The organism is Bordetella genomosp. 1 (genome assembly GCF_002261335.1).
In the GTDB taxonomy this organism is placed as follows: domain Bacteria; phylum Pseudomonadota; class Gammaproteobacteria; order Burkholderiales; family Burkholderiaceae_B; genus Bordetella.
Map to the genome: position 1 here is coordinate 653,988 of NZ_NEVL01000004.1, position 25,040 is coordinate 679,027.

Sequence of the window (25,040 nt, forward strand, 5' to 3'; positions counted from 1 at the left end):
GTCCACCATGAGCCTGCACGTCCTGATCGTCGACGACCACCTCATCATCCGCCGCGGCCTGTCGCGCCTGCTGGCGGAAGACAGCCGCATCGCACGGGCCGACGAGGCCGCCGACGGCCCCACGGCGCTGAAGGCGCTGCGCGGCGCCCACTACGACGCAATGGTGCTGGACGTGGCGCTGGGCGAGCGCGACGGCCTGGACCTGCTCAAGACCGTGCGCGCCGAGTACCCGAAGCTCGGCGTCGTGATGCTGTCGGTGTATCCCGAAGCGCAGTTCGCCGTGCGTGCGCTGCGCGCCGGCGCGCAGGCCTATCTCAACAAGGGCGTCGATCCCGAGGCGCTGATCGGCGCGCTGGTGAACGCCGCCCAGGGCCGGCCCTACATCACGCCGGCCGTGGCCGAGCTGCTCGCGCACAACGTGCGCCAGGACGGCGCGCAGGCGCCCCATGCCGGCCTGTCCGACCGCGAGTTCCAGGTGCTGCAGCTGCTGGTGGCCGGCAAGACCGTCTCCGCCATCGGCGAACAGCTCTCGCTGTCGGCCAACACCATCTCCACCTACCGCGCCCGCATCTTCGACAAGCTCGGCGTGCGCTCGCTGGTCGAGCTCGTGACCTACGCCCACGAGCACCGACTGGGTGCGTGAGCACGCGCCACGCACCACCACGGCGCAGGCGCCGCACCGCGTAGTGGCGCCACTACAGCCATATCACTGAATCCGGGATAGGCGCCCCCGCCCGCCCGCCGCATCATCCTCGTACCGACCCAATACCGGAGACCGGACAGGATGAGAATCGCGGGCTTTCGCCTCGGCGTGTACGTGTATCGCGACGCCGAAGTGCTCGACTATGCCGCGCCGCATGGCGTGCTGTCGGTCGCGCGGCGCTTCGATCCGGAGATCGAGGTGTGCGTGATCGCCGACACCCTGCAGCCGGTCAGCACCGCGAGCGGCCTGACGCTGATGCCGGGTTACGCGCTCGGCGACGCGCCCGCGATCGACGCCCTGCTGGTGCCCGGCGGCGCCGGCGCGCGCCAGCAGATGCACAACCGCAAGCTGCACGGCTACATCGCCGCGCTGCCCGAGACCTGCCTGCTGGCCAGCACCGGCTCGGGCGCGTGGGTCTACGCCGCCATGGGACTGCTCGACGGCCAGAGCGCCACCAGCCGCAAGGAGCCCGACCGCCTCGAGGCCTCGCACCTGGGCTGCGCGCCGATCGAGCGACTCGAGATGCTGGCGCCGGGCTGCCGCACACGGCGGGCCCGGCTGGTCGACAGCGGCCGCCTCATCAGCTCGGCCGGCCCCGCGGCCGGCACCGACCTGGGCCTGCACCTGCTGCGCCGCGCGGGCTACCCGGAAGGCCTCATCGACGAAGTGGCCCGCGTGCTGGACTACCGCGTCGCCCACGCGCTCTACCGCGAAGACGTGGAATACGCCACGCCTGCGCACCCTCTCCCGCAACCCCTCTGATCCGACCGGAGCCCGCCATGTCTCTGTTTCGCAATCCCTTCGATGCCCGCGCCCGCCTGGGCTGCGCCTGCGGCCGCCATGCCAGCCAGGACGACCACGACCGGGCGCTCGCCGGCGACGCGCTGAGCGACCGCGCGGTGGAAGGCGCCGTGATGCGCGCGCTGTTCCCGGACGATGTGTTGCGCCGCCGCTTCCTGCGCGCCGTGGGCTCCGGCACCGCGATGGCCGCCGTGGCCGCGCTGTTCCCGCTCGCCGCGGCCAAGGAGGCCTTCGCACAGTCGGTCGGCCCGCTCGAGAAGCAGAAGCTCAAGGTCGGCTTCATTCCGATCACCTGCGCCACGCCCATCATCATGGCGCACCCCATGGGCTTCTATGCCAAGCAGGGCCTGGACGTGGAGGTGGTGAAGACCGCCGGCTGGGCGCTGATCCGCGACAAGGCCATGTCGGGCGAGTACGACGCGGCCCACATGCTCTCGCCCATGCCGCTGGCCATCACGCTGGGCTCGGGCACCAGCAGCGCCGTGCCCTGGACCATGCCGGCCGTGGAGAACATCAACGGCCAGGCCATCACGCTGTCGGTCAAGCACAAGGACAAGCGCGATCCGAAGATGTGGAAGGGCTTCCGCCTGGCGGTGCCGTTCGACTATTCGATGCACAACTATCTGCTGCGCTACTACCTGGCCGAGCACGGCCTCGACCCGGATACCGACGTGCAGATCCGCTCGGTGCCGCCGCCCGAGATGGTGGCCAACCTGCGCGCCGACAACATCGACGGCTTTCTCGCGCCCGATCCGGTCAACCAGCGCGCCGTGTACGACGGCGTGGGCTTCATCCATACGCTGTCGAAGGCGATCTGGGACGGCCACCCCTGCTGCGCGTTCGCGGCCAGCAAGCAGTTCGTGACCAGCATGCCGAACACCTACCAGGCGCTGCTCAAGGCCATCATCGAGGCCACGGCCTATGCGCGCCAGGCCGCGCACCGCAAGGAGATCGCCGCGGCCATCAGCACGCCGAACTACCTGAACCAGCCCGTGACCGTGGTCGAACAGGTGCTGACGGGCACCTTCGCCGACGGCCTGGGCAACGTGCTGACGGTGCCCGAGCGCATCGACTTCGATCCCATGCCGTGGCAGTCGTTCGCGGTCTGGATCCTGACGCAGATGAAGCGCTGGGGCCAGGTCAAGGGCGACATCGACTACGCCCGCGTCGCGAGCGAGGTGTTCCTCGCCACGGATGCGGTGCGGCTGATGCGCGAGGCCGGCCTGACGCCGCCCGAGGGCACCAGCAAGGCCTTCTCGGTCATGGGCAAGCCCTTCGATCCGACCCAGCCCGACGCGTATCTCGCCAGCTTCGCGATCCGGAGGGGCGGATGAGCGCAGTCGCTACGCGCGTGCGGGCCCGCGCCGCCGCCCTGTCGCTGAGCCTGCTGTTGCTGCTGCTGGCGGTGTGGCACGTCGCGACACGGCCGGAGGCCGGCACCGCGACGGTGGATCCCGCCTACGCGGCGCTGGTCGGCAACGCCGCCGCCAGCGGCGCGAAGACGCCGTTCCCGGGGCCGGCGGAGGTGGGCGCGCAGCTCTGGCAGCACCTGCGCGATCCGTTCTACGACCGGGGGCCGAACGACAAGGGCATCGGCGTGCAGCTGGGCCACTCGATCCTGCGCGTGCTCACCGGCTTCCTGCTGGCGGCGCTGGTGGCGATCCCGCTGGGCTTCCTGATCGGCATGTCGCCGGTGGTGTATCGCGCCTTCGACCCCTACATCCAGGTGCTCAAGCCGATCTCGCCGCTGGCCTGGATGCCGCTCGCGCTCTACACCATCAAGGATGCCAACACCTCGGCCATCTTCGTGATCTTCATCTGCTCGCTGTGGCCCATGCTGGTCAACACCGCCTTCGGCGTGGGCTCGGTGCGCCAGGACTGGCTCAACGTGGCGCGCACGCTGGAGGTGTCGCGGCTGCGCACCGCGCTGCAGGTGGTGCTGCCCGCGGCCGCGCCCACCATCATGACCGGCATGCGGATCTCGGTGGGGATCGCCTGGCTGGTGATCGTCGCCGCAGAGATGCTGATCGGCGGCACCGGCATCGGCTACTTCGTCTGGAACGAATGGAACAACCTGTCGATCAGCAACATCATCTGCGCCATTCTCTTCATCGGCCTGATCGGCATGCTGCTCGACACCGTGCTGGCGCGCGCCGCGCGGCTCGTGAGCTACAAGGACTGACGCCATGCGCACTCCCTTCCTGCAGGTCCAGGGCCTGGCCAAGCACTACCCCGGCCGCAACGGCAAGCCGCAGCCCCCGGTGTTCGACCAGATCGACTTCGGCATCGAACGCGGCCAGTTCGTCTGCGTGATCGGCCATTCCGGCTGCGGCAAGACCACCATCCTCAACATCCTGGCCGGCATCGACCAGGCCAGCGACGGCGTGGTCATCATGGATGGCCGCGAGATCGCCGGGCCGTCGCTCGAGCGCGGCGTTGTGTTCCAGGCGCACGCCCTGCTGCCCTGGCTGACCGCGCTGCAGAACGTCGAGTTCGGCGTGCGCTCGCGCTGGCCGGACAAGACGCGCGAGCAGGTGCGCGAGCACAGCGTGCGCTACCTGGAGATGGTGGGCCTGAAGCAGGCGCTCGACAAACGCCCGAGCGAACTCTCGGGCGGCATGAAGCAGCGCGTGGGCATTGCGCGCGCCTTCGCCATCCAGCCCAAGATGCTGCTGCTCGACGAGCCCTTCGGCGCGCTCGACGCGCTCACGCGCGGCACCATCCAGGACGAGCTGCGCGGCATCGTGGCCGCCACGCAGCAGACCGTCTTCATGATCACGCACGACGTGGACGAGGCCATCCTGCTGTCCGACCGCATCCTGCTCATGAGCGCCGGCCCGCACGCCCGCATCGCCGAGGCGGTGGACGTGGACCTGCCGCGCGACCGGACCCGCGCCAGCCTGCACCACGAACCGCGCTACTACGAGATTCGCAACCACCTGGTCGACTTCCTGGTCGACAAGGCCGCGCATTGACCCCCGGCATTTCCCCGACAAAGGAGCCCACCATGATGACCCGCAATGAAGTCACCGAACTCGTCGTCACCCGCAAGCTGGAGAAGAAGCTGAGCTGGCCCGCCATCGCCGAGGCAGTCGGCCAGAGCAAGGAATGGACCACGGCCGCGCTGCTCGGCCAGATGACCATGACCGAGGAACAGGCCCTGGCGGCCGCCCGCATCCTGGACCTGCCGGCCGACGCCGTGATCCAGCTGCAGGTCGTGCCCTACAAGGGCTCGCTGCCCACCTCGGTGCCGACCGATCCGCTGATCTACCGCTTCTACGAACTGGTGAGCGTCTACGGCACCACGTTCAAGGCGCTGATCCATGAGGAGTTCGGCGACGGCATCATGAGCGCCATCGACTTCAAGATGGACCTCTCGCGCGAGGCCGACCCCAAGGGCGACCGCGTGCAGATCGTGATGAGCGGCAAGTTCCTGCCGTACAAGACCTACTGATCGGCCGCCGGCGGCCAAACCCGGGCGGCGCGGGCCGACCCGGGTTGGTCGGATGACCGCCACCCCGAGGACCGCCAGGATCGGGATCTACCCTGATCCGCAACCGGTTGCGCGGACAACCGGATGGCGACCTGGCCTTCGCCGCCTCAGGCGCCGAAGGCGTCCAGCGCCAGCACGTGGCTGCGGCCGACCCATACCGCGCGGTCGCGGTGGTCGCGCAGCGCGTCGCCCGTGTTGGGATGCAGGAACACGTCCAGCCCCGCATGGTGCAGCGCGAACCAGGTCAGGAGCGGGGCGAGCTCGGCCGGCGCGAACGCGACCTGGTAGCTCCAGCAAGGATGCGGCCCGACCGGCCGCTCATGGAAGCGCCCCATCTCGATGCGCGCGCCGAACGCGGCCTCGATGCGCCCGCGCAGCGCCCAGGCGGCGTCGCGCGTGGCGCCATCGAAGTAGACGTGGGCGTGCCAGCTTTGCACGGCGGCGATTTCGGTGTCAGGATTCATGCGTGTGGTTCCAGGCTCGAGGGCCCGCTGGTGGCGGCGCCGGGCCCCATTATCCCGCAACGGTGCCACGGCCTGTCGCGCGGGCGTCATGCCGGCGCGCTAGGCTCGCGGCCTTCCCCGTCCCTTGCCCCGACATCATGAGCTTCTACTCCGACCGCTTTCGCCTCGACGGCAGGATCGCCGTCGTCCTCGGCGCCGCATCCGGCATCGGCCAGGCCAGCGCGCTCGCGCTGGCCGAGCTGGGCGCGCGCGTGCTGTGCGCCGACCGCGACGAGGACGGCGCGCGCGCCACGGCCACGCAGATCGGCGCCGCCGCCACCTGGGCCGTCTGCGACGCCGCCGACGGCGCCGCCATCGAGGCACTCGCGGCGCGCGCGCTCGCCGAGCACGGCCGCATCGACGTGGCCGTGGCCACGCCCGCGCTGAACATCCGCAAGCTGATCGTCGACACCACCGAGGCCGAGTTCGACCAGGTGGTCGACCTCAATCTCAAGGGCGCCTTCCGCGTGATGCGCGCGTTCGGCCGGCCCATGATGGCGCAGGGCGCGGGCAGCCTGATCCTGTGTTCGTCGATGCGCGCCGTCACGATCGAGCCGGGCCTGGGCGTCTACGCCGCCACCAAGGCCGGCATCGAGCAGCTGGTCAAGGCCTTTGCCGCCGAGGCCGGCCCGTTCGGCGTGCGCGTGAACGCGGTCATGCCGGGCGTGATCGAAACCCGGCTGACCGCGCCGCTCAAGGAAAGGCCGGAGATCCATCGTGCCTACGCCGGCCACACGGTGCTCAACCGCTGGGGCGAGGCCCACGAGGTGGGCGCGGCCGTGGCCTTCCTGGCCTCGGACGCGGCCAGCTACATCAGCGCCAGCAGCCTGGCGGTGGACGGCGGCTGGACCGCCATCGACGGCCCGCCCACCGGCCTCACGCAGACCCGGCCGTCGCGCTGAGCAGCGCGGCCCGGCATGCGGCGCCCAGGCCGGGCCGGGTCCGTCGGGGCATTCAGGCCGGCGCGTAGCGGGCCGCCACGGTGTTGCTGGACAACTGCGTCGCCATGGCCTGGCGCGCCGACTCGTAGGCTTCCCAGGCCGAAGCGTCGTGCAGCGACGGGATCGTGACGCGCTCGCCGCGGTCGAAGCCGAGCAGGGCCGCGTCCACCAGGTCTTCGGCGCGCATCACGATGCGGGCGTCGAGATTCTCGACCGGCAGGCCGCCGTTGGCCCAGAACTCGGTCGCCGTGGCGCCCGGCAGCACGGCCTGCACCCGCACGCCCGTGCCGTCCAGCTCGCGGTTGAGCGACTGGCTGAACGCCGTGACGAACGCCTTGGAACCGCCGTACACCCCGTTGAGCACCTCCGGCGCGAGGCTTACGATGGACGAGATATTGATGAGCGCGCCCGCGCCGCGCGCCACGAAGGCCGGCACCGCGGCATAGCTCAGGCGCGTGAGCGCGGTCACGTTGAGCGCGATCATGCGCTCCATCGTGTCCACGTCGCTTTCCAGCAGCGGCGTGTGCGTGCCGATGCCGGCGTTGTTCACGAGCAGGCTGATGCTGGCGTCCTCGCGCAGCTTGCGCTCCACCTGCGCCACGCCGTCGCGCGTGCCGAGGTCGGCCACCAGCACCTCGACCGCGCGCCCGGTGCGCGCCGACAGCGACTGCGCCAGCGCATTGAGGCGTTCGCGGTTGCGCGCCACCAGGATCAGGTCGTGGCCACGGCGGGCCAGGCGGTCGGCGTACAGGGCGCCGATGCCGGACGAGGCGCCGGTGATGAGGGCGGTGCCGAGGCGGGGGATGGCGGTGTTCATGGTCGTTCCTTGAAGGGGCGGCGGAGACTCGCCGCGGTATGGAAGCCATTCTGGACCGCGGCGCGGATGTCTCAAATGACGTATAAGGTAGTGATTCAGGACAACGCTCAAGGAATCGTGCCATGCACCGCATCGGCTATGTCATCTCGGACGGCTTTCAAATGCTGGCGCTGGGCACGCAGGCCGTGTTCGAGTTTGCCAACATGCTGCACGGCGAGCCGTTCTACGCGGTCGACAATCTGTCGCCCGGCGGCGGCGAGCGCCGCTCCTCCTCGGGCACCTCGATCCTGACGCGCCCGCTGTCGTCGCGCAGCCGCGCCGACACCTGGATGGTCACCGGCAGCATCACGCCGTACGCCCATCCGCCCTCGGCCGAACTGCTGGCATTCCTGCGCCACACCGCGACCCGCGCACGGCGCGTGGCCGGCCTGTGCACCGGCGGCCTGCTGCTGGCCGAGGCCGGCCTGCTCGACGGCCGCCGCGCCACCACGCACTGGGGCTATACCGACGCCATGCAGGCGCGCCACCCGGCGATCCAGGTCGAGCCGGATCCGATCTACATCGTCGACGGGCCGATGTGGACCTCGGCCGGCATGACGGCGGGCATGGACCTGGCGCTGGGCATGGTGGAGAAGGATCTCGGCGCCGACGCGGCACGCGCGGTGGCGCACCGCCTGGTCATGCACCAGCAGCGCTCGGGCGGCCAGTCGCAGCATTCCGAGATGCTGCGGCTCGCGCCCAAGTCGGACCGCATCCAGCGCGCGCTCGACCATGCGCGGGCGCACCTGGCCGCGCCGCTGAGCGTGGAAGACCTCGCGGCGGTGGCGAACCTGAGCCCGCGCCAGTTCAGCCGGGTGTTCAGCGCCGAGACCGGCCAGTCGCCCGCACGCGCCATCGAAGGCCTGCGCCTGGAAGCGGCGCGCCTGATGATCGAACGCAGCCGTCATCCGCTCGAGGTGGTTGCGCGCGAAACCGGTTTTCGTGACCGGCGCCACATGCGAGAGGTGTTCATGCGCGGCTTCGGCGTGCCGCCGCAAGTGCTGCGGCGCGAACGGCGCGAGGGGCGCGAGGGGCAGGAAGGGCGCGCGCAGCGCGAAGGCCGGGAAGTGGGCGCGCGGCGCGCCCGTGTCGGCCCCTGAGGCATCGCGCCAGCGTGTGGCGCGACGGGGATACCGGGCTCGGGAGAGCGGGCTGAAGGTGGAGCTAGGGAGGTGGCCGCTTTTTTCGCGTCTGTGGCCGGGTAAGACGTCCAGCCCGCTCACCCGAATGCGGTAAAGACAAACCCCGCGGTGAGGCGCGGGGTTTGCCGGGATCAGAAGCGGTGCCGCAGACCGACCACCACCACCGTACTCGACTGGCCCTCCTCGAAGGCGAAGTTCTTCGCGTAGGAGGTCATGGCGTAGACATTGGTGCGCTTGGAGATGTCGTAGTTGTAGCCAAGGCTGTACATGTCCATCGTGGCATCGCCGGCGTTGGGCACCGCGCGCTGCCACGTTGCCATCAGCTTGCCGGAGCCGCCCACCGGCATGCTGCCGCCGAACATGTAGCCTGTCACCTTGAGCCCCGGGAGCGACTGGGTGTCGGGGAAGTCGACCGAGTTCTTGGGACCGCTGCCGGTGAAGATGTTGATGCCCTGGCCGCCGAACCAGCCGTCGCGGGTCTGGCCGACGGCGGCCGCCAGCTTGATCACCTCGAAGTCATAGGCCGCGCCCAGGCTCCACGCGCGGGGCGTGGCGGGATCGGTGACCTTGTCGGACATGCGCAGCTCTTCGTAGGCCAGCGCGGCAAACAGGGGGCCGTTGGAATACTTGAGCGCGGCGCCGATGCCGCGGGTGTTGGCCGCGTTGGCGTAGCCCGACTGGCCGATGTTGTTGTCGTCGACGTTGAAGGAATAGTTGGCGCCGAACTGGAAGCCGTTGATGCTGGGGCTCTGGTACATCACCATGTTGTCGTAGCGCGAGTTGGCCGAGCTGAACGACGCGCCGAACCAGGACTGGCCCCAGCCGAACGGATCGACGTCACCGAAGTAGAGCGAGGTGATGTTGTCCTGGCGGCCGAGCTCGATCTTGCCCCAATCCGGGCTGCTGAGCCCGACCAGCGCCTTGCGGCCGAAGGCCCGGCGGCCCTGGCCGGGCTTGCCGTTGAGCGGATTGAAGCCCGCTTCGAGCGCGAAGATCGCGCTCAGGCCGTCGCCCAGGTCTTCGGTGCCGCGCAACCCCCAGCGCCCACCGCTGATCGTGCCCGACACCATGCCGAACTTCGATTGGGATACACCTTCGCCCGTGATCTTCTGATAGCCGATGCCGGTATCGATCACGCCATAGAGGGTGACGGTGGCCGCGTGCGCGGAGCCGGTCATGGCGGCAAGGATCGCGGCGCAAAGCAAAGACTTTTTCATTGGAGATTTCCCTTTGGTCGAGGAACCATGCGCACGACGGCTCGGACCTCGCGTCGCGCCCGCCGCGCATGACTGCCAATGCATCCTAGGGACACCAATTTTTATGTCTGCGGCCTGCCCGGGATCTCGGACATACGATGTCGGCTACACGCAAAAAACGCCGGAATATCGGACGATCAAGGCGATGATCGCGGGGAACGAAATGTGGGTATTGAGGCTCGCGCACCGTGGCCGCGCCGGCCTCGGGATCGGACGAACGATGGACAAACAACACGCGCGCGCGGGCCGCGCGAGACGTGCCGGCAGGCCGTTCGCGCGCAGTGTCGCGCGACCGTCATGGCAGGGAGGGGAGACGGCAACGCCGCGGGAATGCGCCGGTGCGGCGCGCGGCCGTTGCGATCGCGCCGGAGGCGGCGCGACGGGAAAACCGGATTCGGGAGAGCAGGCTGGCGGTGGAGCTAGGGAGGTGGCCGCCTTTTTCGCGTCTGTGGCCGGGTAAGACGTCCAGCCCACTCACCCGAACCCGGTTCGGGAGCGCCCCGCGGCGCGGCGAAGGTGCGCCGCGGGGTGCAGGTCCGCTTAGAAGCGGTGGCGAACGCCCACGATCGCCACGGTGCTCTTCACGTCTTCCTGGAAGGCGAAGTTCTTGGCGTACGAACCGAGCGCGTACAGATTGGTGCGCTTGGACAGGTCGTAGGTGTAGCCGATGCTGAACACGTTCAGCGTGGCGTCGTCACCATTGAGCTTGTCGTTCTTGGGCGCCGAACGCTGCCACGAAGCGAGCAGGTTGCTGGCGCCGCCGATCGGCAGGCTCAGGCCGACCAGGTAGGAGTTGGCGCGGAAGCCGTCGGCCGCCACGTTCGAGCCGAAGCCGGCGGCGCTGGCGGTGCCGCTGCCGAAGGCGTTGATGCCTTGGCCGCCGAACCAGCCGTCACGCGTCTGGCTGAAGGCCAGGGCCAGCTTCAGGACTTCGAAGTCGTACGAAGCGCCGAGGATCCACTGCTTGGGCGTGGCTTCGGTGTCGACGTTGTTCGACAGGTTCAGCTGGTCGTACGACAGGGCCACGTTCAGCGGGCCGTTGACGTAGCGGGCGCCGGCGGTGATGCCGCGGGTGTTGTCGGCGGTGGCGAAGCCGGTCTGGGCGGCGGTCGTGTCGGCCACGTTGAACGAGTAACCGGCGCCGAACTGGAAGCCGCTGAACGACGGGGTCTGGTACATGACCATGTTGTCGTAGCGGACGGTGTTGGCGGCGCTGAAGGCGTTGCCGATGTTGGCCTGGCCGTAGCTGGCGCCGAACGGATCGATCGCGCCGAAGTACTTCGAGGCGATGTTGGTCTGGCGGCCGAAGTCCAGTTGGCCCCACGAGCTGCTCTTCAGGCCGACGGTGGCTTGACGGCCGAACAGGCGGCTGTTCTGGCCCGATTGGCCGTTGGCGGAGTTGAAGCCGCTTTCCAGCACGAAGACAGCGCTCAGGCCATCGCCCAGGTCTTCGGAACCGCGCAGGCCCCAACGCGAGCCGCTCGACACGCCGTTGGCCATGCCGAACTTCGATTGATGATCGTCACCACCCTTGATGCGCTGATAACCGATACCGGTGTCGATCAGGCCATAGAGCGTCACGGAGGTTTCCGCCTGGGCGGTGCCAGCCATGGCGGCCAGAACGGCAGCGCCGAGCAAAGTCTTTTTCATTGGAGGTATCCCATTAATTGAAGAAGCATGCGCATCGGCTCGGACCTTGCGTCAACCACCGCAGCGCGCATGACAGGAACGCATCCTAGGGACGCCATTTTTAATTTCAGTGACAGACGCGGGATTACCCGGGATGCATCGAAAAACACCGGATTTTCTGTGGCATCGGGCCGACGCAATGTAAATGACGCGCAGGCGCAAAACCCGCGTCATGCGCGTGTGCTATGCCGTCAATGTGGCGCGCGCAAAAAAAACGCCAGGCCCGCGGGCCTGGCGTCGTCGCTTAAGCCGCCGCGCAATGCGCGGCAGCGCGGTCACTGCTCGAGGCTGATGTTGGCCGCCTTGACGATGTCGGCCCACTGCTGGCGATCCTTCTCCAGGAATTCGCCGAACTGCGCCGAGCTCATGCCGGTGACCGGCTCCGAACCCAGCGTGGCCATCTTCTCGATCAGCGCGGGCTGCTTCAGCACGTCCTGCAACGCGGCGTAGTAGGTCTCGCGCGCCTCGGCGGGCAGGCCGGCCGGGGCGAACACGCCCTGCCAGGTCGGCATGTTGAAGCCGGTCAGGCCCTGCTCGTCGAGCGTCGGCACGTTCGGCAGCTGCGGCGCGCGCTTGATCGACGCCACGCCGATGGCCTTCACCTTGCCCTGCTGCACCAGCGGCGCGGCGGTCGAGATGTTGTCCATGGTCATGGCGATGTGGCCGCCCAGCAGGTCGGTGATCACGGGGGCCGCGCCACGGTAGGCGGCGTGCGGCACCTTCACGCCGAGCTTGTACAGCATGGTCTCGGCGATCAGGTGATTCGAGATGCCCACGCCGGCCGTGCCATAGGTGGCGGTCGGCGTCTTCTGGAAGTATTCCTTCAGCTCGGGCAGCGTGTTGGCCGGCACGTCCTTGTTGACGATCACGACGTTGGGCTGCGTGGCCACCAGCGTGATCGGCGTGAAGTCGGCGGGCTTGTAGTTGGTGCCCTTGGGATTGAGCACGTGCGTGATGGCCATCGAGCCGGCCGCGGCGATGCCGATGGCGTAGCCGTCGTTGGCCGACTGGCTCAGGCGGTAGGCCATGATGTTGCCGCCCGCGCCGGCGAGGTTCTCGACCACGACGGGTTGGCCCAGGCGCTGCGACAGCGGCTCGGCCAGCATGCGGGCCAGCAGGTCCGCGGAGCCGCCGGGCGCGAAGCCCACCAGCAGCCGCACGGGCTTGGTGGGCTTCCAGGCGTCGGCCGCCAGGACGGGGGTGGCGGCGGCCAGGGTGCTGGCGGCGAACAGGGCGCCAGCGGCGCGATGCAGGGTACGGCTGAACATGAAACGACACTCCTGTGACTTGATTGACGAAGACGGCAAGGTCTCCTCGCGCCGCGCCCGCCTGGGCGGGACGGCGTTTCTGCTTTATTCCAGAATCTGGGCGAGCGACTGCGCCACCATGCGGTTGGACAGCAGCACCGGCCGGCCCGATGCCTGCGCGGTGGCGCGCCGCATGCGTTCCGCATAGCCCATGCAATGCAGCACGATGAGGTCGCAGTCGGCCAGCGCGCGGCCGGCGGCCTCGAAGCTGGCCTGCGCGCGCGCCGCATCCGGCTCGTAGGGCGAGGCATGCACGACGCGGGTCTCGCAGGCGAGCGGCGTGGCCAGGTGAAAGGCGTCCACCTGCGCGGCCAGCGGCACCACCAGGCCGATGCGGCGGCAGTGGCCCGACAGGCCCGCGATCAGATGGTCCACCACCTGCTGCGGCTCGACCACCAGCGTGCGCATGGGCGCGATGGCGGTGCCGGTGCACAGCGGCACCAGCACGTCGTAGCCCTGGGTATCCGCCAGGCCCATGATCTCGGCCAGGCGCGTCTCGGCGGCCTGCTTGTCGAGCTCGATCTGCGCGCCGTCGCGCATGCGCGTGGCGAAGCGGTAGGCGCCGGGCCGCGGCCGCATGGCCTCGAGCGCCGCGCCGTCCAGTGCGTCGAGCGCGCCGAACTCGTCGATGCCCACGTGCGCGCCTAGCAGCGGCGCCATTTCGGGCACGACGTCGCTGCGCGGCGACTGGCCGATGGTGAAGAACGCCACGCGGCGCGCGGCGGTGCTCATGCCGCGCCCGCGTCGCCGTGGCCCAGCGTCTGCAGATGCGCCATCGAGCCGTAGCGGCGTTGCAGCGCCTGCCATTCGGCTTCGTCGAAGAACTTCAGCACGCCCTGGCCGTACAGATTGGCGACCTCGATGCAGAAGCGCATGGCGACGTCGGCGTCCACCGCGTTGGTGACGCCGGTGGCGCAGCCGGGCACGGTGGTCTGCGCGGTGAGCGCCACGCCGACCACCGGCGCGTCGGTGACGATGGCCGGCTGCATCAGCGAGTTCACGTGCCACAGCCCGTTTTCGTAGGGCGTGATGTCCTGCGTGGTGAGCGGCAGCGTGATCGGCAGCTGGCCGCTGACCCAGCCCATCAGGTCGAGCAGGGTTTCGGGAATGCGCAGCAGATAGCCCTGCTTGGCCACGGGCGTGAGCGCCACGCCGCGCTGGTTCACGAGACGATTGCCGCGCGTGGTGTCGACCGACAGGATCGCCTGCATGGCGGGGTCGACTTCGTGCGACATCATCTCGCGCATCGGGAAGGGCGAACGCATCATCGGCACGGGATGGTGCGGGCGCGTGCCGGCGCGCGGGCAGATGTGGGTGCGGATGCGCACGGTGCCGGGCAGCACGTCGCCCTGGGCGGCCATGGCCATGATCTTGAGCGCGGCCGCGATGGCGACCACCGCGCCGTCGCTGTCGGACACCAGGCCCGTGACGGCCGGACGCGCGCCGATGCCGCCGAGACGGCCGACGATGCCGAGCTGCGGCGCGCTGGCATCGGCGCCGGGGATCACGATCGAAAGAAAATCGGTGGCGAGGCCGTCGCGCGCGAGGGGGGTGACCTCGACCTCGCAGCGGCCCGCGGCGCGCAGCACGGCGGCGACCGACTCGCCCGTCACGTGGGCCGACGACAGCAGCTCAATGGTATCGATGACCTGCTTCATGCCGGCACCTCGACGGCGCCCGGGGCCAACTGCACGGGCGCCTGCGGGCCCAGGAACAGCGTGGCCTCGTAGGGCCCGACCAGCGTCAGCGCGGCGCCGCGCACGCGCAGGCCGGTGCCTTCGGGCAGGCCCAGCACCGGCATCGCGGGGTTCTTGGCGCAGAACTCGGCCAGGCGCTGCGCGCGCGTCTCGCCACGGTGGCCGGGCGGGTGCGCGTTGGTGTAGTGCGGGTTGATCTGGAACGGGATCAGGCCGAGCGCGCCGAAGCCGCCCGGATCGGTGATCGGCATGTCGTTGGTGGTGCAGATCGTGGGGCAGGCGAGATTGGCGCCGGCGCTCCAGCCCAGGTAGGGCGTGCCGGCGCGCACGCGCGCGGCCACCACGTCGAGCAGGCCCTGGCGGCGCAGCTCGCCCAGCAGGTTGAAGGTGTTGCCGCCGCCCACGATGACGAGGGCGGCGTGCTCGAGCGCGGCGCGGGCGTCGGCGGCGCGGTGCAGGCCCTGCACCGCGAGGCCGGTGGGGGCCAGCGCGTCGCTCACCAGCGTGGTGTAGGTGTCCCAGTCACGGGTCACGCCGGCAAACGGCACGAACACGGCCGAGGCGCCCGCGGGCAGCCCGGCGATCAGTTCGCGGATGTCGGGCAGCGCATGGACCAGATAGCCCGCATCGCTGCTGGAATTGCTCAGAAGCAGAAGATTCATGGAAGGGATTCCGAGTGAGACGCCGGCCGCGCGTGGGCGGTCCGGCATGCAAAAAAGGGAGGCGGCTGCGCCGGGCCTTCAGCCTTGCCAGAAGGGATCGTGCAACTCGCGGCCGAGCGCGCCGACCTGCTCCAGCACGGACTGCCGCAGCTCGGCCACGCGCGCCGCGTCGGCCTGGAACGACACGAACGACAGGCACAGCCCACGCAGCTCGCCGGTGGCGGGGTCGCGCACGGCGGCCGCGACCGCGCCGATGCCGGGCATGGCCTGGTCGATCGCGACCGCGCAGCGCTCGGCGCGGATCTGCGCCACGCGCGCGGCGAGCTCGCCCACCGTGGCCGGGCAGTCGCGCCCCTCGACCGGCAGCGCCGCGTCGGGTTGCGCGCCGTACAGCGACTGGAACTCGGCATAGCTCAGGCGCGCCAGCAGCGCCCGGCCCATGGCCGTATCGGCGGCGGCGCGGCGCGAGCCCGGCGGCGACAGCACCTGCACCGGATGCGAGCCGTTCAGGCGTTGCAGCACCACGGTCTCGTTCTGGTTCAGCGTGGACAGATAGGCGGTGAGGCCCGAGCTGTCGGACAGGCGCGCCAGCACCGCGCGGCAGGCTTCGTCGAGCGGCGTGGCGGCCATGCCGGCGCGCACCGCCTGCGCCAGCAGCGCGCCCGCGCGATAGCGGCGCGAGGCGGGATCCTGGTCGAGCAGGCCGTAGGTCTGCATCTGGTTGAGCAGGCGCGACGCGCTGCTCTTGGGCAGGGCCAGCCGGCTGGCTACTTCGGTGAAGCTGAGCTCCGTGGCGCCTTCCGCATAAAGCGAAAGCACGCGCTGGACGCCGTCGAGAATGCTCATCAAAGTTCCATAAAACGGAACATAAGTTCCTTAATGTCGAACCGAGATTAATCGAAGCGCGCGGGGCGGGTCAAGACACCGGCGGCGCTCGCGCCCCAAACGAAAACGCCGCCCGGAGGGGCGGCGCGGGGCCGGGCTGCGCGGAGGTCAGAGCGCGGGCGCGGCGGCGTGCAGATGTTCGTAGAGGATGGTGCAGCCGATGCCGATCAGGGCGAGGCCGCCGAGCATCTCGGCGCGCTTGCCGGCCACGCCGCCGATGAAGCGGCCCACCATCACGCCGATCGACACCATCAGCATCGTGGCGAGACCGATCGCGAGCGCGGTGATGACGATGTTGTTGTCGATGAAGGCCAGGCCCACGCCCACGGCCATCGCGTCGATGCTGGTGGCAAACCCGGTGGCGGCCAGCAGCCAGAAGGAGTGGCGGGTCACGGGCGCGGCGTCTTCCTCGTCTTTGGCGAAGCCATTGCGGATCATGAGCGCGCCCAGGATACAGAGCATGCCGAAGGCGATCCAGTGATCCCAGGCCGCCACATACTGGGCGGCCACCGAGCCCAGGGCCCAGCCGATGACGGGCGTGATCGCCTCGATCACGCCGAAGATGAGACCGGTGCGCAGGGCTTCGCGCAACCTGGGCTTGTGCAGGGCCGCGCCCTTTCCGACCGCGGCCGCGAAGGCATCGGTCGACATCGCGAACGCGAGAACGATCGTGGAAAACAGATTCATGGAAGAGGAGATTCGGTGCCGGGCGCGTAGACATAGATCGCCTGACGTCGCCCGGCAAGGCTCGTCAGGAATCTATGGTCTCGCCAGGCCGCTCGGGCTGCACGCGCCATGGCCTGTCGGCCAAGAGTGTTGACGCGCGCCCGGCTCCGCAGGAACCGGAGGCTACTCCCCAAAGGAAGACTGAAGTTTAGCAGCGCGAGGCTGCAGGCGGATGACGAACCGCGCGCCGCGCAGGGTCATTGTGGCGCCGCCGCCGCGCCGCGCGGCAGGGGTTCGTTCGCGCATCGCGGCAGCCTCGCGTTGCGCCATGTTGGATTTCGTTTCATTCTCGGGCGCGTGGCGGGCCGCGCCTGGGTCAAAATGCAGCGCCTCCCCTTCGCCTCGCCTCTGCGCCACGCGCGGATGCCCGGCGCAGGCGTGCGGACGGGCCAGGAGATCCTGGAGGCCGCCGATCCCGATTGACGAGGCGGGGCCGCCGCGCCCCGCTTGCCCCTAAAATGTTGTGCTCGCAACCACGCGGGCCTCGAGGTGATGACAACACGAGCCGGCACGACCGCTAGAAGCACTGCCTTGATCCTGGCCATGACGCTCGCGCTGGCGCCGGCCGTGCCCGCGCGCGCCCAGCCTGCCGCGGCCGAGGTGCCGGCCGTGCCGGGCCCCACCGCCTGCGACTTCTACGCGTGGACCAACAACGAATTGCCCTCGATCACGCTGCGCGCGGCGCCCGCCGACGACGCGCCCGCGATCGGCACGCTGCCGACCACGGGCGCCGATGACGCGCCCGAGACCGACGACGACTACTACAGCGTCGGCTTCCAGGTGACCGAGGCGCGCGACGGCTGGCTGCACATCACGGGCGCCAACGACGACAACAGCACCAAGCCTCGGCCGGTGCCGGCCGGCAGCGGCTGGATCCGCGCCAGCGAGGCCAGGGTCGGCATCCAGTCGGCACGCGGCTATGCGCGCCCCGATCCCGCCAGCGCCCGCCTGCTGGACCTGGGCCAGGACTGGCTCACCGAGCGCGGCGCGATACGACAGATCCTGGCCTGCGATGGCGACTGGCTGCTGCTCGACTACGCGCTGCTCGTCGACCGGAAGTTCGAACCCCTGCCGCCGTCGGAGCGCGTCACGCGGCGCGCCTGGTTCCGCGGCGTCTGCTCTGTCGAAGAGACCACCTGCGACATGCGCTCGGTCGATCAGTAAACTGCCTCACGCGGTTCGCCTGCGCATGGCCGGCACATCCGCCCAACCGGAATGAAGAAGAAGATGCTCAACCACACGCTCACGACCTTGGCCACCGGCCTCGCCCTCTCGCTCGGCGCGCTTGCCGTGCAGGCCCAGCCGGCGCAGCTTCCCAGCCGCCAGCCGGCACAGCAACCCGCGCAGCAACCCGCGCAGCAACCCGCGCAGCAACCGGCCCAGCAGCCTGCACAACAGCCCGCTCAACAGCCGGCCAAGCCGCCCGAGGATCTCGAGCGCTACGGCCCGTTCTATTACCTCGGCCGCCAGCCCAGCCTGCTGGTCTACACGGGCGGCGTGGGCGCCAACGACCTGCTCAACCTGAAGAAGGCGCTGCGCGAGCATCCCACCATCGAGACGCTGATCCTGCAGGACAACCCGGGCGGCCTGGTGCACATCGGCCTGGTGGTGGCCGAGGAAGTGTATGAACGCGGCCTCAACACCTACATCCCGGCCGACAGCTACTGCGCCTCGGCCTGCTCGTTCGTGTTCTTCGCCGGCAAGTACCGCGTGGCCGACGGCCGCCTGGGCGTGCACCAGATCTCCGCGCCGGAGCTGAGCGGCGAAGCGGCGCAGTTCGGCGTCTCCGACATCGTCTCGACTCTGCCCAAATACGGCGTGTCGGCCGACGTGCTGGGCATCATGTTCAGCACGCCGTCCAAGAGCATGTATTTCTTCTCGCCGCAGGAGATCCAGAAATACGGCATCAACCGCACCGCGGGCGGCACCCAGACCGCGCAGGCCGACACCGCCGCGCCGTCGCGCGGCGCCCCGGCACAGGCCCCGGCGCAAGCCCCCGCCCAGACATCGCAGCCGCTGCCCAAGCAGCAGCCGTTGCCGCAACAACAGCCGCAATCGCAGGCGCCGGCCAACGCGCCCGTCGACAACCCCTACACGCGCAAGCCGCAGAGCGGCGCCACCGAGGCGCCCCCGGCCCGCCCGAGCGACGAGCAGCGCGCGATCAACGCCGCCGCGCTGATGATCCAGACCGGCAGCGCGTCCAACGAACAGGCGATGAAGTTCACGCGCGAGTTCTATGCCGACGAGGTGGACTATTTCAAGAAGGTGCGGCCGAAGTCGGAGATCATCGCTGACAAGGAGCGCTATTTCGCACGCTGGCCGGTGCGCCGCTTCACGGTCGACCAGAGCTCGCTGACCGCCAAGTGCAAGGATGGCCTGTGCCTGGTGCGCGGCATCTACGACTACAAGGTGTCGAGCCCGGAGCGCAAGCGCGACGCGAGCGGCACCTCGAACTTCACCTACGTGCTGAACCTGCGCGACGGCTACCGCATCGTCATGGAAGACAGCGAGGTCATCAGCCGCTGACGCGTGGCCGGCCTCGCTCGCGGGCCGGCCTTCCCCCCGTTTCCCGGATCTCTCAATGAAGCACACCCTGCCCTCCCTGCTGCGCGGCCTCGCGCTCGCCGCGCTGTGCGCCGCCGCGGCGCCCGCCATGGCGATCGACTGCGCCAAGGCGGCGAGCCCGACCGACAAGCTCGTCTGCAGCGACCCGCGTCTGAAGGAAGCCGACGCCGATCTGAACCGCGCGTACGCGGCCCTGCTGAAGAAGGCGCCCGACGAGACCCTGCGCGACATGGTGCGCGACAGCCAGCGCCGCTGGCTCACGGCGCGCGACAACGGCCTGCTCGCCCTGCAGCAGCAGCTCGACGTGAAGCCGGGCGCCCGCGAGCTGGTCGACGCCGCGCTGGAGATGTATGAGTTCCGCACCGGCGACCTCGCCGCGCAGGCCAAGGACGGCACGCCCGAGCTGGTCGCCCGGGCCCAGGCCCAGCGCCGGTTCCTCGCGCAATTCAGCGGCGGCGACTACGCCGGCTATCGCACCAGTTGCGACATGCTGCCGCGCGACTACACCAGCTATGGCTGCTTCGCCACCCGCCATTACCAGAACGGCGACCGCATCTGCAGCGTGGACGAGTACTTCGCCACCAACGCGGCCTACACCTATCGCTACGTGGCCAACGTCGAGCAGGGCAAGCCCCGGCTGATCGCGATGTGCAACCTCAATGGCAACGACACCGGCTGCCCGAGCGCCAACGACAAGGTCGGCCACTGGACGACCAACCCCGAGGCGCCGCAGGGCGAGCTCTATGCCAGGGACCTGCCCAAGGTCGATGGCGAGGTGATCGACGACGAAGACTACGCCTGGCTGCGCACCTGCCTGACCGACAAGACCTTTCCGCTGGCAGACCCCACGGCCTCCGGCGTGCCCGTCAAGCCCTGACCCGCGGGGTCCGGCGCCGCATGCAAAGCCCCGGCATGCGCCGGGGCTTTGCTTTGCGCGCGCTGCGCGCGGCCTCAGTCCTGCCGGGTCTCGGCGGCCTGCTGGCGCGCGTAGACCACCATGCGCAGATGCCGGTCGGCATCGATGGTGAGCGAGGTGTGGTCGTAGACCTGCACGGCCCCGTCCACGGCGAGCCGCCGGGTGCCCTCGCAGGGCGCGTGCACCTCGTGCCGCCCCCACCACTGCTGGAACTCGGGCGAGACGCGGCCCAGCTCCTGCACCAGTCCCTGGATGTCGGCCTCCTGCGTGGCGCGCGCGTAGTCGCGGCGAAAGCTCGAGAGCATCTGCGGCCCCGCGCCGTCCCAGTCGGCGAAGCGCTCGCGCAACGCGCCGTCGGTGAACAGCAGCCACAGCAGATTGCGGCGGCCGGGCGCATGGCGCGCGAAGCCGAACAGGCGGTCGGCCTCTGCGTTGAAGGCCAGCACATCCCAGCGCAGGTTGAGCACGTACGCCGCGTGCGGCGCCAGATCGTGCATCAGGCGCACCACCAGCGGCGGCACCACGCACCAGGTCTTGCCGGGCTCGGCCGGCGGCCGCGCGTGGGCCAGCAGAAACAGATGGCGGCGCTCCGAGGCGTCGAGCCGCAACACGCGCGCGAGGCTGTCGAGAAAACCGGCCGACACGCCGATCTCGCGGCCCTGTTCGAGCCAGGTGTACCAGGTGACGCCCACCCCGGCGAGCGCGGCCACCTCTTCGCGTCGCAGGCCCGGGGTGCGACGCCGGCCGCCCTCGGGCAGGCCCAGCTCGGCCGGGCTCAGGCGTTCGCGGCGCGCGCGCAGGAACGCGGCCAGTTCATCGCGGGTTCGTTCCAGCGTGCGCATGGGAGAGGATTGCCTTCAGTAATAGCATAAACGGCTAAATTGTAATGGTCTTGCGAGGGCGCCAGAATCCGGGCTTTGCCGCCAGGAATCGTGCCGTGCCCCGCTCTCGTGATGTCTCCCCCTCTTCCGTCCCGCTGCCGGCCGTCGTGCCGCTGGTGGCCCTGGGCGCGTTCGCGCTCGGCATGGCGTCCTATGCGATGGCCGGCCTGATTCCGCTGCTGCAGAGCGCGTTCGACGTGCCGGTGGCGCTCGCCGCCCAACTGGTCACAGCCTTCACGCTGGCCTACGGCCTGGGCTCGCCCCTGGTGGTGGCGCTGCTGCCGCCGCGCGCGCAGCGGGCCGGCCTGCTGGGCGCGCTCGCGCTGTTCGTGCTCGCCAATGCCGCCAGCGCGCTCGCCACCGACTTCGGCTGGCTGCTCGCGACGCGGGCCCTCGCCGGCGTGGGCGCGGGCGTCTACCTCGCCGCCGGCATCGCGGCCGGCGCATCGGTGAGCCCGCCCGCGCGACGCGGCAAGGCCATCGCCGTCATCATGGGCGGCATGGCCAGCGGCACCGTGCTCGGCGTGCCCGCCAGCCTGTTGCTCGCGCAACGATATGGCTGGGCCAGTGCCCTGTGGCTGGTGGCGTCGCTGGGCCTGGTGGCGCTGCTCGGCCTGGCCCTGCGGCTGCCGCCCCTCACGGCGGCGGCCGCGCTGGCGCTGCGCCACAAGCTCAGGCTGCTGGCCGACCGCGACGTGCTCGCGGTGCTGCTGGTCTCGCTGCTGGCCGCCGTGGCGAGCCTGGGCCTGTACACCTATCTCGCGCCGCTGATGGCCGCGCCCGCCCACGGCGGCGCCACGTCAGTGACGCCGTTCCTGTGGGTGTGGGGGCTGGGCGGCATCGCCGGCAGCATCCTGGTCGGGCCGCTGGCCGATCGCTTCCACGGCGCGCGGCTCGCGCTGGCCATCATGGCATTGCTCGCCGCCGCCCTGCTGGCGCTGCCGCTCGCCGCCGCCGTGTCACCCTGGCTGGCGCTGGTGCCGATCGCGCTGTGGGGCGCGGCCGGCTGGGCCTTGCAGGTGCCGCAGAACGACGCGCTGATCCGCGCCCGCGAGGCGCATGGCGACGGCAATCTCGCGGTGGCGCTCAACGAGTCCGCGCTCTATCTGGGCAGCGCCATCGGCGCGGCCGCGGGCGGCATGCTGCTCGCGCTGCAGTGGCCCGTGGCCGCGCTCGCCGGATCGGCCGGCCTCGTGTGCGTGGCCGGCGCGCTGCTGCAATGGCGTGTGGCACGGCGCGCCTGAGCACGGCGTGCAAGCACGCGCTCATACGCGGTTGCCTCCTGTGACGAAGCGGGGTGGCGGGCGTGCCGTACACTCGTTGCGTATTCCGCCAGCCGCCCGCAACGCCTCATGCCTCAGCCTCACGCCGACGCGCCCGATTCGCCGCAACGCCCCGCCCGCCGCGGCGCGCTGCAGGCCTTGGCGGGCCTGGCGCTGGGCCTGGGGTTGCGCCCGGCCGCGGCCGCCTCTACCCGCACAGGAGCCTCGCGCATGCAGGCCTATGACCTGGAGATCGAACATCGCAGCATCCTGGCCGACGGCCCGCGCGGCCAGGGCTGGTGCTTCGGCCTGCCGCCCGGCATCACGCCGGCGCAATGGCCGCTCGACCCGACCAACGGTTATCCGCTCTCGCACGGTTTCACGCTGCTGCTGCCCGAGGCCTATCGGGCGCAGGGCAGCGACCTGGTGGCGATCTCGTTCTTCGCCATCGCGGTCGACCACAACGACGGCGGGCCGGCCGAGGTGAAGGAGGTGCGGGCCTTCTTCGACGCCTGGCGCGACGACATGCCCACGCCGACCGATCCCGACCTGCTGCCGTTCTGGCAGGCGCAGCGCCAGCGCCACCCGCGCCTGCATCGCATGACCGACCTGCTGGGCTGCCCGTACGCGGTGATCTTCCACACCCGCGCCGAGTTCGACGGCCCCTTCTGCGAGCCGCCCGCGCTGGATCCCAACCGCTACCGCGACCGCCAGCGGCCGCCGGCCTGGCTGCGCGTCGGCGCGGCGGCGGCGTTCTGGGGCTACGAGGATCCGCTGCAGGCGCCGCTCGACCAGGGCTATTACCGCAAGATCCTGGGCGAGGATCCGCAGCGCACGCCCGGCTACAACCGCGCGCTCGCGTGGACGCCGCGCCATGACGATCCCAACGCCGGACGCGCGCCGCTCGAGAACCCGCCCGCCGGCGAAGGCCAGTACCAGCGCGAGTTCTACTGGCAGGACGGCAAGCTCACGCGCGAGGCCTACCGCGAACATCCCTGGGCCAAGGGCCACCTGCCGAATCACATCGGCGGCACCATGCGGCCCGCCCAGTCCATCCCGGACGGCATCAGCCCGTACTACATCGAGTTCGAGGAAACGCTGGGCGGCTACAACTTCGGCTCGGGCAATGCCTGGCTCGACCTGCAACACCTCACCTTCGACTGGAGCCAATGATGGCCCTCCCCGCCCCGCGCCGCTTGACGGCGGCGCTGATGCTGCTCGCCGCGAGCGCCGTCCAGGCGCAGCAGCCGCCGCGCACCTACAGTTTCAGCGGCGCCGAGCTGCTGACCGCGCTCGAGGGCAACATGCCGTCGGGCATCGCCGACACGACGCAGCGCCAGCGCTATTCCTCGACCTATGCGCAGGCGTATATCGTCGGCGTGGCCGACCTGACGCAGGGCCGGCTCTGGTGCACCAAGACCGGCGTGCTGCCGCACGAACTGAGCGACCGGGTCCACACCTTTCTGCAGGACCAGCCGGCCAGCGCGCTGCGCGGCAATGCCGGCACGCTCACGGGCCAGGCGCTGCGCCAGGCCTTCCCCTGCGCGGCGGCGGCCACCGGCAAGCGTTGATGCGCGGGGCGGGCCGCCGGCCCGCCCCGCGCATCAGGTCTGCTGATAGACCGCCATCACCCGATCGAAGCGCCGCGCGGCGAGATCGGCGTTGCGGATCACGAAGTACACCGTGCCCTCGCCCAGCGCGTCGCCCGACCAGTCGGCCAGGTCGAGCTGCAACAGCAGCCGCCAATCGCGCGCCGCGCGCATGATGTGGCCGCGTTCGCGCTGCCAGGTCTCGCGGTCGAGAAACTCCTTGCCGTATTCCGCCACCACCACGGCGCTGTAGCGCGGGTCGTCCTGCTCGGGGGTGGGGCTGCCCAGCAGCTGGTGGCGCTTCCAGCCGGGCGCGGGATAGGATTGCGCCAGCTCCTCGCGCATTTCCTCGTAGGCCTCGGCAAAGGCCTCGCCCGCGTCGCCAACGCCGTCGCGGCCATGGTAGTGATCGTCGAGCGCGGGGATCGCGGCCATCTCGAGCGCCGCCGGATCCGGCACGCCCACCGCCGCGTGCAGCGCGACGGCCCGGGGCGGGGCCAGGTAGTTGGTGCCCGACTCGCCCTGCGGCAACGGCTGCTTGTACTTGAGCAGGATGGCCTCGCGCAGCGCAGGCGGCAGCGCGGCGGGCCGCAGCGACTCGCGCGGCGACTGATCCCAGATCACGCGCGCCACGCGTTCGCCCGTCTCCCAAGGCCCGACCGCCAGGTCATAGAAGAACAGCAGGCGGCCGTGCGGCGGCAGGGCCTGGGCCACGGCGCCCTGCGCGTGCGCCTCTTCGAGATCGATCTGGCCGATGAAGGCGTACGGCAGGTTGCGCGCCAGGTGGTCACGCATCTCCGCGCCGGCGGAGGCGTTGCCGCGGCTGGCGATCGCCTCGGCGTCGGGCGGTGCGGGCGGCACCGGCCAGGCGCTGCCTGTCGGCAGATCGGGCGTGCCGCCCAGGCGGGACGCGCCGGGCTTCGCGGCCTGCCCGGGCAGCGGCTCGATGGCGAGCGCCGGCACCAGGGCCTGCACCACCTGCGCCACCTGGTGCGGCTCGAAGAATTCCTGCATCGCCTGTTTGGCGACCTCTGCTGAATCGAACATGCGGCGGGGCTCCGGCGATTTCGTGAGAACAAGCGCGATGTTACCCAGGCAATGCGGCCTGGCAAGGCGCAATGCCATCGTGTGGAAGGATGATTGCGGGCGCAACGGCCGTGCGCGCA

26 protein-coding genes and 1 riboswitch are annotated in these 25,040 nt (G+C 70.3%); of the genes, 14 read left to right on the forward strand and 12 right to left on the reverse strand.

Annotated elements, in window-relative coordinates:
- Nucleotides 1-7: 7 nt before the first annotated feature.
- The 6 genes from CEG14_RS19960 to cynS all read left to right on the forward strand — a co-directional run bounded on the left by CEG14_RS19960 (nucleotide 8) and on the right by cynS (nucleotide 4,958).
- On the forward strand, nucleotides 8-643 hold the full coding sequence (locus tag CEG14_RS19960; protein ID WP_094828118.1) for a response regulator: 636 nt from the start codon (nucleotides 8-10) through the stop codon (nucleotides 641-643).
- Nucleotides 644-784: 141 nt separating this feature from the next.
- A complete protein-coding gene (locus CEG14_RS19965; RefSeq protein WP_094828119.1) occupies nucleotides 785-1,465 on the forward strand; it encodes a DJ-1/PfpI family protein in 681 nt (226 codons plus the stop codon).
- A 17-nt stretch (nucleotides 1,466-1,482) separates the two neighbouring features.
- Nucleotides 1,483-2,838: a CmpA/NrtA family ABC transporter substrate-binding protein gene (locus tag CEG14_RS19970; protein ID WP_094828120.1), complete on the forward strand. Its 1,356-nt coding sequence runs from the start codon at nucleotides 1,483-1,485 to the stop codon at nucleotides 2,836-2,838.
- The gene (ntrB, locus tag CEG14_RS19975) at nucleotides 2,835-3,686 is read left to right on the forward strand and encodes a nitrate ABC transporter permease (protein ID WP_094828121.1); all 852 of its coding nucleotides are present in this window, start codon (nucleotides 2,835-2,837) and stop codon (nucleotides 3,684-3,686) included. Before CEG14_RS19970 ends, ntrB begins: the two co-directional genes overlap by 4 nt.
- A gap of 4 nt (nucleotides 3,687-3,690) precedes the next feature.
- On the forward strand, nucleotides 3,691-4,479 hold the full coding sequence (locus tag CEG14_RS19980; RefSeq protein ID WP_094828122.1) for an ABC transporter ATP-binding protein: 789 nt from the start codon (nucleotides 3,691-3,693) through the stop codon (nucleotides 4,477-4,479).
- 35 nt (nucleotides 4,480-4,514) lie between these two features.
- Complete coding sequence (gene cynS, locus CEG14_RS19985; RefSeq protein WP_094828303.1) at nucleotides 4,515-4,958, forward strand: cyanase; 444 nt, start codon at nucleotides 4,515-4,517, stop codon at nucleotides 4,956-4,958.
- A gap of 146 nt (nucleotides 4,959-5,104) precedes the next feature.
- Here the strand turns inward: cynS and CEG14_RS19990 are convergent, their stop codons facing one another.
- A complete protein-coding gene (locus CEG14_RS19990; protein ID WP_094828123.1) occupies nucleotides 5,105-5,461 on the reverse strand; it encodes a DOPA 4,5-dioxygenase family protein in 357 nt (118 codons plus the stop codon).
- Between the two features lie 137 nt (nucleotides 5,462-5,598).
- Here CEG14_RS19990 and CEG14_RS19995 point away from each other — a divergent pair, with 137 nt between their 5' ends.
- Nucleotides 5,599-6,402 (forward strand): SDR family NAD(P)-dependent oxidoreductase, encoded by an 804-nt coding sequence (locus tag CEG14_RS19995; RefSeq protein WP_094828124.1) that lies wholly within the window; start codon nucleotides 5,599-5,601, stop codon nucleotides 6,400-6,402.
- A 52-nt stretch (nucleotides 6,403-6,454) separates the two neighbouring features.
- On the opposite strand, the gene CEG14_RS20000 is transcribed toward CEG14_RS19995, so the two are convergent.
- On the reverse strand, nucleotides 6,455-7,258 hold the full coding sequence (locus tag CEG14_RS20000; protein ID WP_094828125.1) for an SDR family NAD(P)-dependent oxidoreductase: 804 nt from the start codon (nucleotides 7,256-7,258) through the stop codon (nucleotides 6,455-6,457).
- A gap of 122 nt (nucleotides 7,259-7,380) precedes the next feature.
- On the opposite strand from CEG14_RS20000, the gene CEG14_RS20005 reads away from it, so the two are divergent.
- Nucleotides 7,381-8,397 carry a GlxA family transcriptional regulator gene (locus tag CEG14_RS20005; RefSeq protein WP_094828126.1) on the forward strand — a complete coding sequence of 339 codons (1,017 nt, stop codon included), beginning with the start codon at nucleotides 7,381-7,383 and terminating at the stop codon, nucleotides 8,395-8,397.
- 173 nt (nucleotides 8,398-8,570) lie between these two features.
- Here CEG14_RS20005 and CEG14_RS20010 read toward each other — a convergent pair whose 3' ends face one another.
- From CEG14_RS20010 to mntP, 8 genes are all read right to left on the reverse strand, one after another.
- On the reverse strand, nucleotides 8,571-9,656 hold the full coding sequence (locus CEG14_RS20010) for a porin (RefSeq protein ID WP_094828127.1): 1,086 nt from the start codon (nucleotides 9,654-9,656) through the stop codon (nucleotides 8,571-8,573).
- A gap of 579 nt (nucleotides 9,657-10,235) precedes the next feature.
- Nucleotides 10,236-11,345, reverse strand: a complete 1,110-nt coding sequence (locus tag CEG14_RS20015; protein ID WP_094828128.1) for a porin — start codon at nucleotides 11,343-11,345, stop codon at nucleotides 10,236-10,238.
- 314 nt (nucleotides 11,346-11,659) lie between these two features.
- The gene (locus CEG14_RS20020) at nucleotides 11,660-12,652 is read right to left on the reverse strand and encodes a Bug family tripartite tricarboxylate transporter substrate binding protein (RefSeq protein ID WP_094828129.1); all 993 of its coding nucleotides are present in this window, start codon (nucleotides 12,650-12,652) and stop codon (nucleotides 11,660-11,662) included.
- A gap of 84 nt (nucleotides 12,653-12,736) precedes the next feature.
- On the reverse strand, nucleotides 12,737-13,423 hold the full coding sequence (locus tag CEG14_RS20025) for an AroM family protein (RefSeq protein ID WP_094828130.1): 687 nt from the start codon (nucleotides 13,421-13,423) through the stop codon (nucleotides 12,737-12,739).
- Nucleotides 13,420-14,349, reverse strand: coding sequence for a DUF1177 domain-containing protein (locus CEG14_RS20030; protein ID WP_094828131.1), 930 nt, complete (start codon nucleotides 14,347-14,349; stop codon nucleotides 13,420-13,422). The genes CEG14_RS20025 and CEG14_RS20030 overlap by 4 nt, the downstream gene beginning before the upstream one ends.
- Nucleotides 14,346-15,050, reverse strand: coding sequence for a dipeptidase PepE (gene pepE / locus CEG14_RS20035; protein WP_094828132.1), 705 nt, complete (start codon nucleotides 15,048-15,050; stop codon nucleotides 14,346-14,348). The genes CEG14_RS20030 and pepE overlap by 4 nt, the downstream gene beginning before the upstream one ends.
- A gap of 78 nt (nucleotides 15,051-15,128) precedes the next feature.
- On the reverse strand, nucleotides 15,129-15,896 hold the full coding sequence (locus tag CEG14_RS20040; RefSeq protein ID WP_094828133.1) for an IclR family transcriptional regulator: 768 nt from the start codon (nucleotides 15,894-15,896) through the stop codon (nucleotides 15,129-15,131).
- 147 nt (nucleotides 15,897-16,043) lie between these two features.
- A complete protein-coding gene (mntP, locus tag CEG14_RS20045) occupies nucleotides 16,044-16,622 on the reverse strand; it encodes a manganese efflux pump MntP (RefSeq protein ID WP_094828134.1) in 579 nt (192 codons plus the stop codon).
- A gap of 17 nt (nucleotides 16,623-16,639) precedes the next feature.
- A riboswitch (yybP-ykoY riboswitch) is annotated at nucleotides 16,640-16,805 on the reverse strand.
- 387 nt (nucleotides 16,806-17,192) lie between these two features.
- Between mntP and CEG14_RS20050 the strand changes: the two genes are divergently transcribed.
- Genes CEG14_RS20050 through CEG14_RS20060 form a run of 3 tightly spaced genes read left to right on the forward strand, consistent with a single transcriptional unit; the run spans nucleotide 17,193 to nucleotide 20,103 of the window.
- Nucleotides 17,193-17,825: a hypothetical protein gene (locus CEG14_RS20050; RefSeq protein ID WP_094828135.1), complete on the forward strand. Its 633-nt coding sequence runs from the start codon at nucleotides 17,193-17,195 to the stop codon at nucleotides 17,823-17,825.
- Nucleotides 17,826-17,876: 51 nt separating this feature from the next.
- Nucleotides 17,877-19,187, forward strand: a complete 1,311-nt coding sequence (locus CEG14_RS20055; protein WP_256985857.1) for a hypothetical protein — start codon at nucleotides 17,877-17,879, stop codon at nucleotides 19,185-19,187.
- Nucleotides 19,188-19,242: 55 nt separating this feature from the next.
- The gene (locus CEG14_RS20060) at nucleotides 19,243-20,103 is read left to right on the forward strand and encodes a lysozyme inhibitor LprI family protein (protein ID WP_094828136.1); all 861 of its coding nucleotides are present in this window, start codon (nucleotides 19,243-19,245) and stop codon (nucleotides 20,101-20,103) included.
- Nucleotides 20,104-20,177: 74 nt separating this feature from the next.
- Here CEG14_RS20060 and CEG14_RS20065 read toward each other — a convergent pair whose 3' ends face one another.
- Nucleotides 20,178-20,984: a helix-turn-helix transcriptional regulator gene (locus tag CEG14_RS20065; protein ID WP_094828137.1), complete on the reverse strand. Its 807-nt coding sequence runs from the start codon at nucleotides 20,982-20,984 to the stop codon at nucleotides 20,178-20,180.
- A 95-nt stretch (nucleotides 20,985-21,079) separates the two neighbouring features.
- On the opposite strand from CEG14_RS20065, the gene CEG14_RS20070 reads away from it, so the two are divergent.
- The 3 genes from CEG14_RS20070 (at nucleotide 21,080) to CEG14_RS20080 (ending at nucleotide 23,856) form a co-directional block, all read left to right on the forward strand.
- Complete coding sequence (locus CEG14_RS20070; protein ID WP_256985858.1) at nucleotides 21,080-22,267, forward strand: MFS transporter; 1,188 nt, start codon at nucleotides 21,080-21,082, stop codon at nucleotides 22,265-22,267.
- 108 nt (nucleotides 22,268-22,375) lie between these two features.
- Nucleotides 22,376-23,458 (forward strand): hypothetical protein, encoded by a 1,083-nt coding sequence (locus CEG14_RS20075; RefSeq protein WP_218831346.1) that lies wholly within the window; start codon nucleotides 22,376-22,378, stop codon nucleotides 23,456-23,458.
- The gene (locus CEG14_RS20080) at nucleotides 23,458-23,856 is read left to right on the forward strand and encodes a Rap1a/Tai family immunity protein (protein WP_094828140.1); all 399 of its coding nucleotides are present in this window, start codon (nucleotides 23,458-23,460) and stop codon (nucleotides 23,854-23,856) included. The genes CEG14_RS20075 and CEG14_RS20080 overlap by 1 nt, the downstream gene beginning before the upstream one ends.
- Before the next feature lie 33 nt (nucleotides 23,857-23,889).
- Here CEG14_RS20080 and CEG14_RS20085 read toward each other — a convergent pair whose 3' ends face one another.
- Nucleotides 23,890-24,921, reverse strand: coding sequence for a YwqG family protein (locus CEG14_RS20085; RefSeq protein ID WP_094828141.1), 1,032 nt, complete (start codon nucleotides 24,919-24,921; stop codon nucleotides 23,890-23,892).
- Between the last annotated feature and the right edge of the window lie 119 nt (nucleotides 24,922-25,040).

What these genes read in the sequence shown, in the direction of transcription:
- cynS (WP_094828303.1), top strand. Translation starts at nt 4,515, where the DNA reads ATGACCCGCAATGAAGTCACCGAACTCGTCGTCACCCGCAAGCTGGAG.
- CEG14_RS19980 (WP_094828122.1), top strand. Translation starts at nt 3,691, where the DNA reads ATGCGCACTCCCTTCCTGCAGGTCCAGGGCCTGGCCAAGCACTACCCC.
- CEG14_RS20005 (WP_094828126.1), top strand. Translation starts at nt 7,381, where the DNA reads ATGCACCGCATCGGCTATGTCATCTCGGACGGCTTTCAAATGCTGGCG.
- CEG14_RS20065 (WP_094828137.1), bottom strand. Translation starts at nt 20,984, where the DNA reads ATGCGCACGCTGGAACGAACCCGCGATGAACTGGCCGCGTTCCTGCGC.
- CEG14_RS19995 (WP_094828124.1), top strand. Translation starts at nt 5,599, where the DNA reads ATGAGCTTCTACTCCGACCGCTTTCGCCTCGACGGCAGGATCGCCGTC.
- CEG14_RS19990 (WP_094828123.1), bottom strand. Translation starts at nt 5,461, where the DNA reads ATGAATCCTGACACCGAAATCGCCGCCGTGCAAAGCTGGCACGCCCAC.
- pepE (WP_094828132.1), bottom strand. Translation starts at nt 15,050, where the DNA reads ATGAATCTTCTGCTTCTGAGCAATTCCAGCAGCGATGCGGGCTATCTG.
- CEG14_RS19970 (WP_094828120.1), top strand. Translation starts at nt 1,483, where the DNA reads ATGTCTCTGTTTCGCAATCCCTTCGATGCCCGCGCCCGCCTGGGCTGC.
- CEG14_RS20015 (WP_094828128.1), bottom strand. Translation starts at nt 11,345, where the DNA reads ATGAAAAAGACTTTGCTCGGCGCTGCCGTTCTGGCCGCCATGGCTGGC.
- CEG14_RS19960 (WP_094828118.1), top strand. Translation starts at nt 8, where the DNA reads ATGAGCCTGCACGTCCTGATCGTCGACGACCACCTCATCATCCGCCGC.
- CEG14_RS20020 (WP_094828129.1), bottom strand. Translation starts at nt 12,652, where the DNA reads ATGTTCAGCCGTACCCTGCATCGCGCCGCTGGCGCCCTGTTCGCCGCC.
- CEG14_RS20075 (WP_218831346.1), top strand. Translation starts at nt 22,376, where the DNA reads ATGCCTCAGCCTCACGCCGACGCGCCCGATTCGCCGCAACGCCCCGCC.
- CEG14_RS20085 (WP_094828141.1), bottom strand. Translation starts at nt 24,921, where the DNA reads ATGTTCGATTCAGCAGAGGTCGCCAAACAGGCGATGCAGGAATTCTTC.
- CEG14_RS20060 (WP_094828136.1), top strand. Translation starts at nt 19,243, where the DNA reads ATGAAGCACACCCTGCCCTCCCTGCTGCGCGGCCTCGCGCTCGCCGCG.
- CEG14_RS19965 (WP_094828119.1), top strand. Translation starts at nt 785, where the DNA reads ATGAGAATCGCGGGCTTTCGCCTCGGCGTGTACGTGTATCGCGACGCC.
- mntP (WP_094828134.1), bottom strand. Translation starts at nt 16,622, where the DNA reads ATGAATCTGTTTTCCACGATCGTTCTCGCGTTCGCGATGTCGACCGAT.
- ntrB (WP_094828121.1), top strand. Translation starts at nt 2,835, where the DNA reads ATGAGCGCAGTCGCTACGCGCGTGCGGGCCCGCGCCGCCGCCCTGTCG.
- CEG14_RS20040 (WP_094828133.1), bottom strand. Translation starts at nt 15,896, where the DNA reads ATGAGCATTCTCGACGGCGTCCAGCGCGTGCTTTCGCTTTATGCGGAA.
- CEG14_RS20025 (WP_094828130.1), bottom strand. Translation starts at nt 13,423, where the DNA reads ATGAGCACCGCCGCGCGCCGCGTGGCGTTCTTCACCATCGGCCAGTCG.
- CEG14_RS20030 (WP_094828131.1), bottom strand. Translation starts at nt 14,349, where the DNA reads ATGAAGCAGGTCATCGATACCATTGAGCTGCTGTCGTCGGCCCACGTG.
- CEG14_RS20000 (WP_094828125.1), bottom strand. Translation starts at nt 7,258, where the DNA reads ATGAACACCGCCATCCCCCGCCTCGGCACCGCCCTCATCACCGGCGCC.
- CEG14_RS20055 (WP_256985857.1), top strand. Translation starts at nt 17,877, where the DNA reads ATGAAGAAGAAGATGCTCAACCACACGCTCACGACCTTGGCCACCGGC.
- CEG14_RS20080 (WP_094828140.1), top strand. Translation starts at nt 23,458, where the DNA reads ATGGCCCTCCCCGCCCCGCGCCGCTTGACGGCGGCGCTGATGCTGCTC.
- CEG14_RS20010 (WP_094828127.1), bottom strand. Translation starts at nt 9,656, where the DNA reads ATGAAAAAGTCTTTGCTTTGCGCCGCGATCCTTGCCGCCATGACCGGC.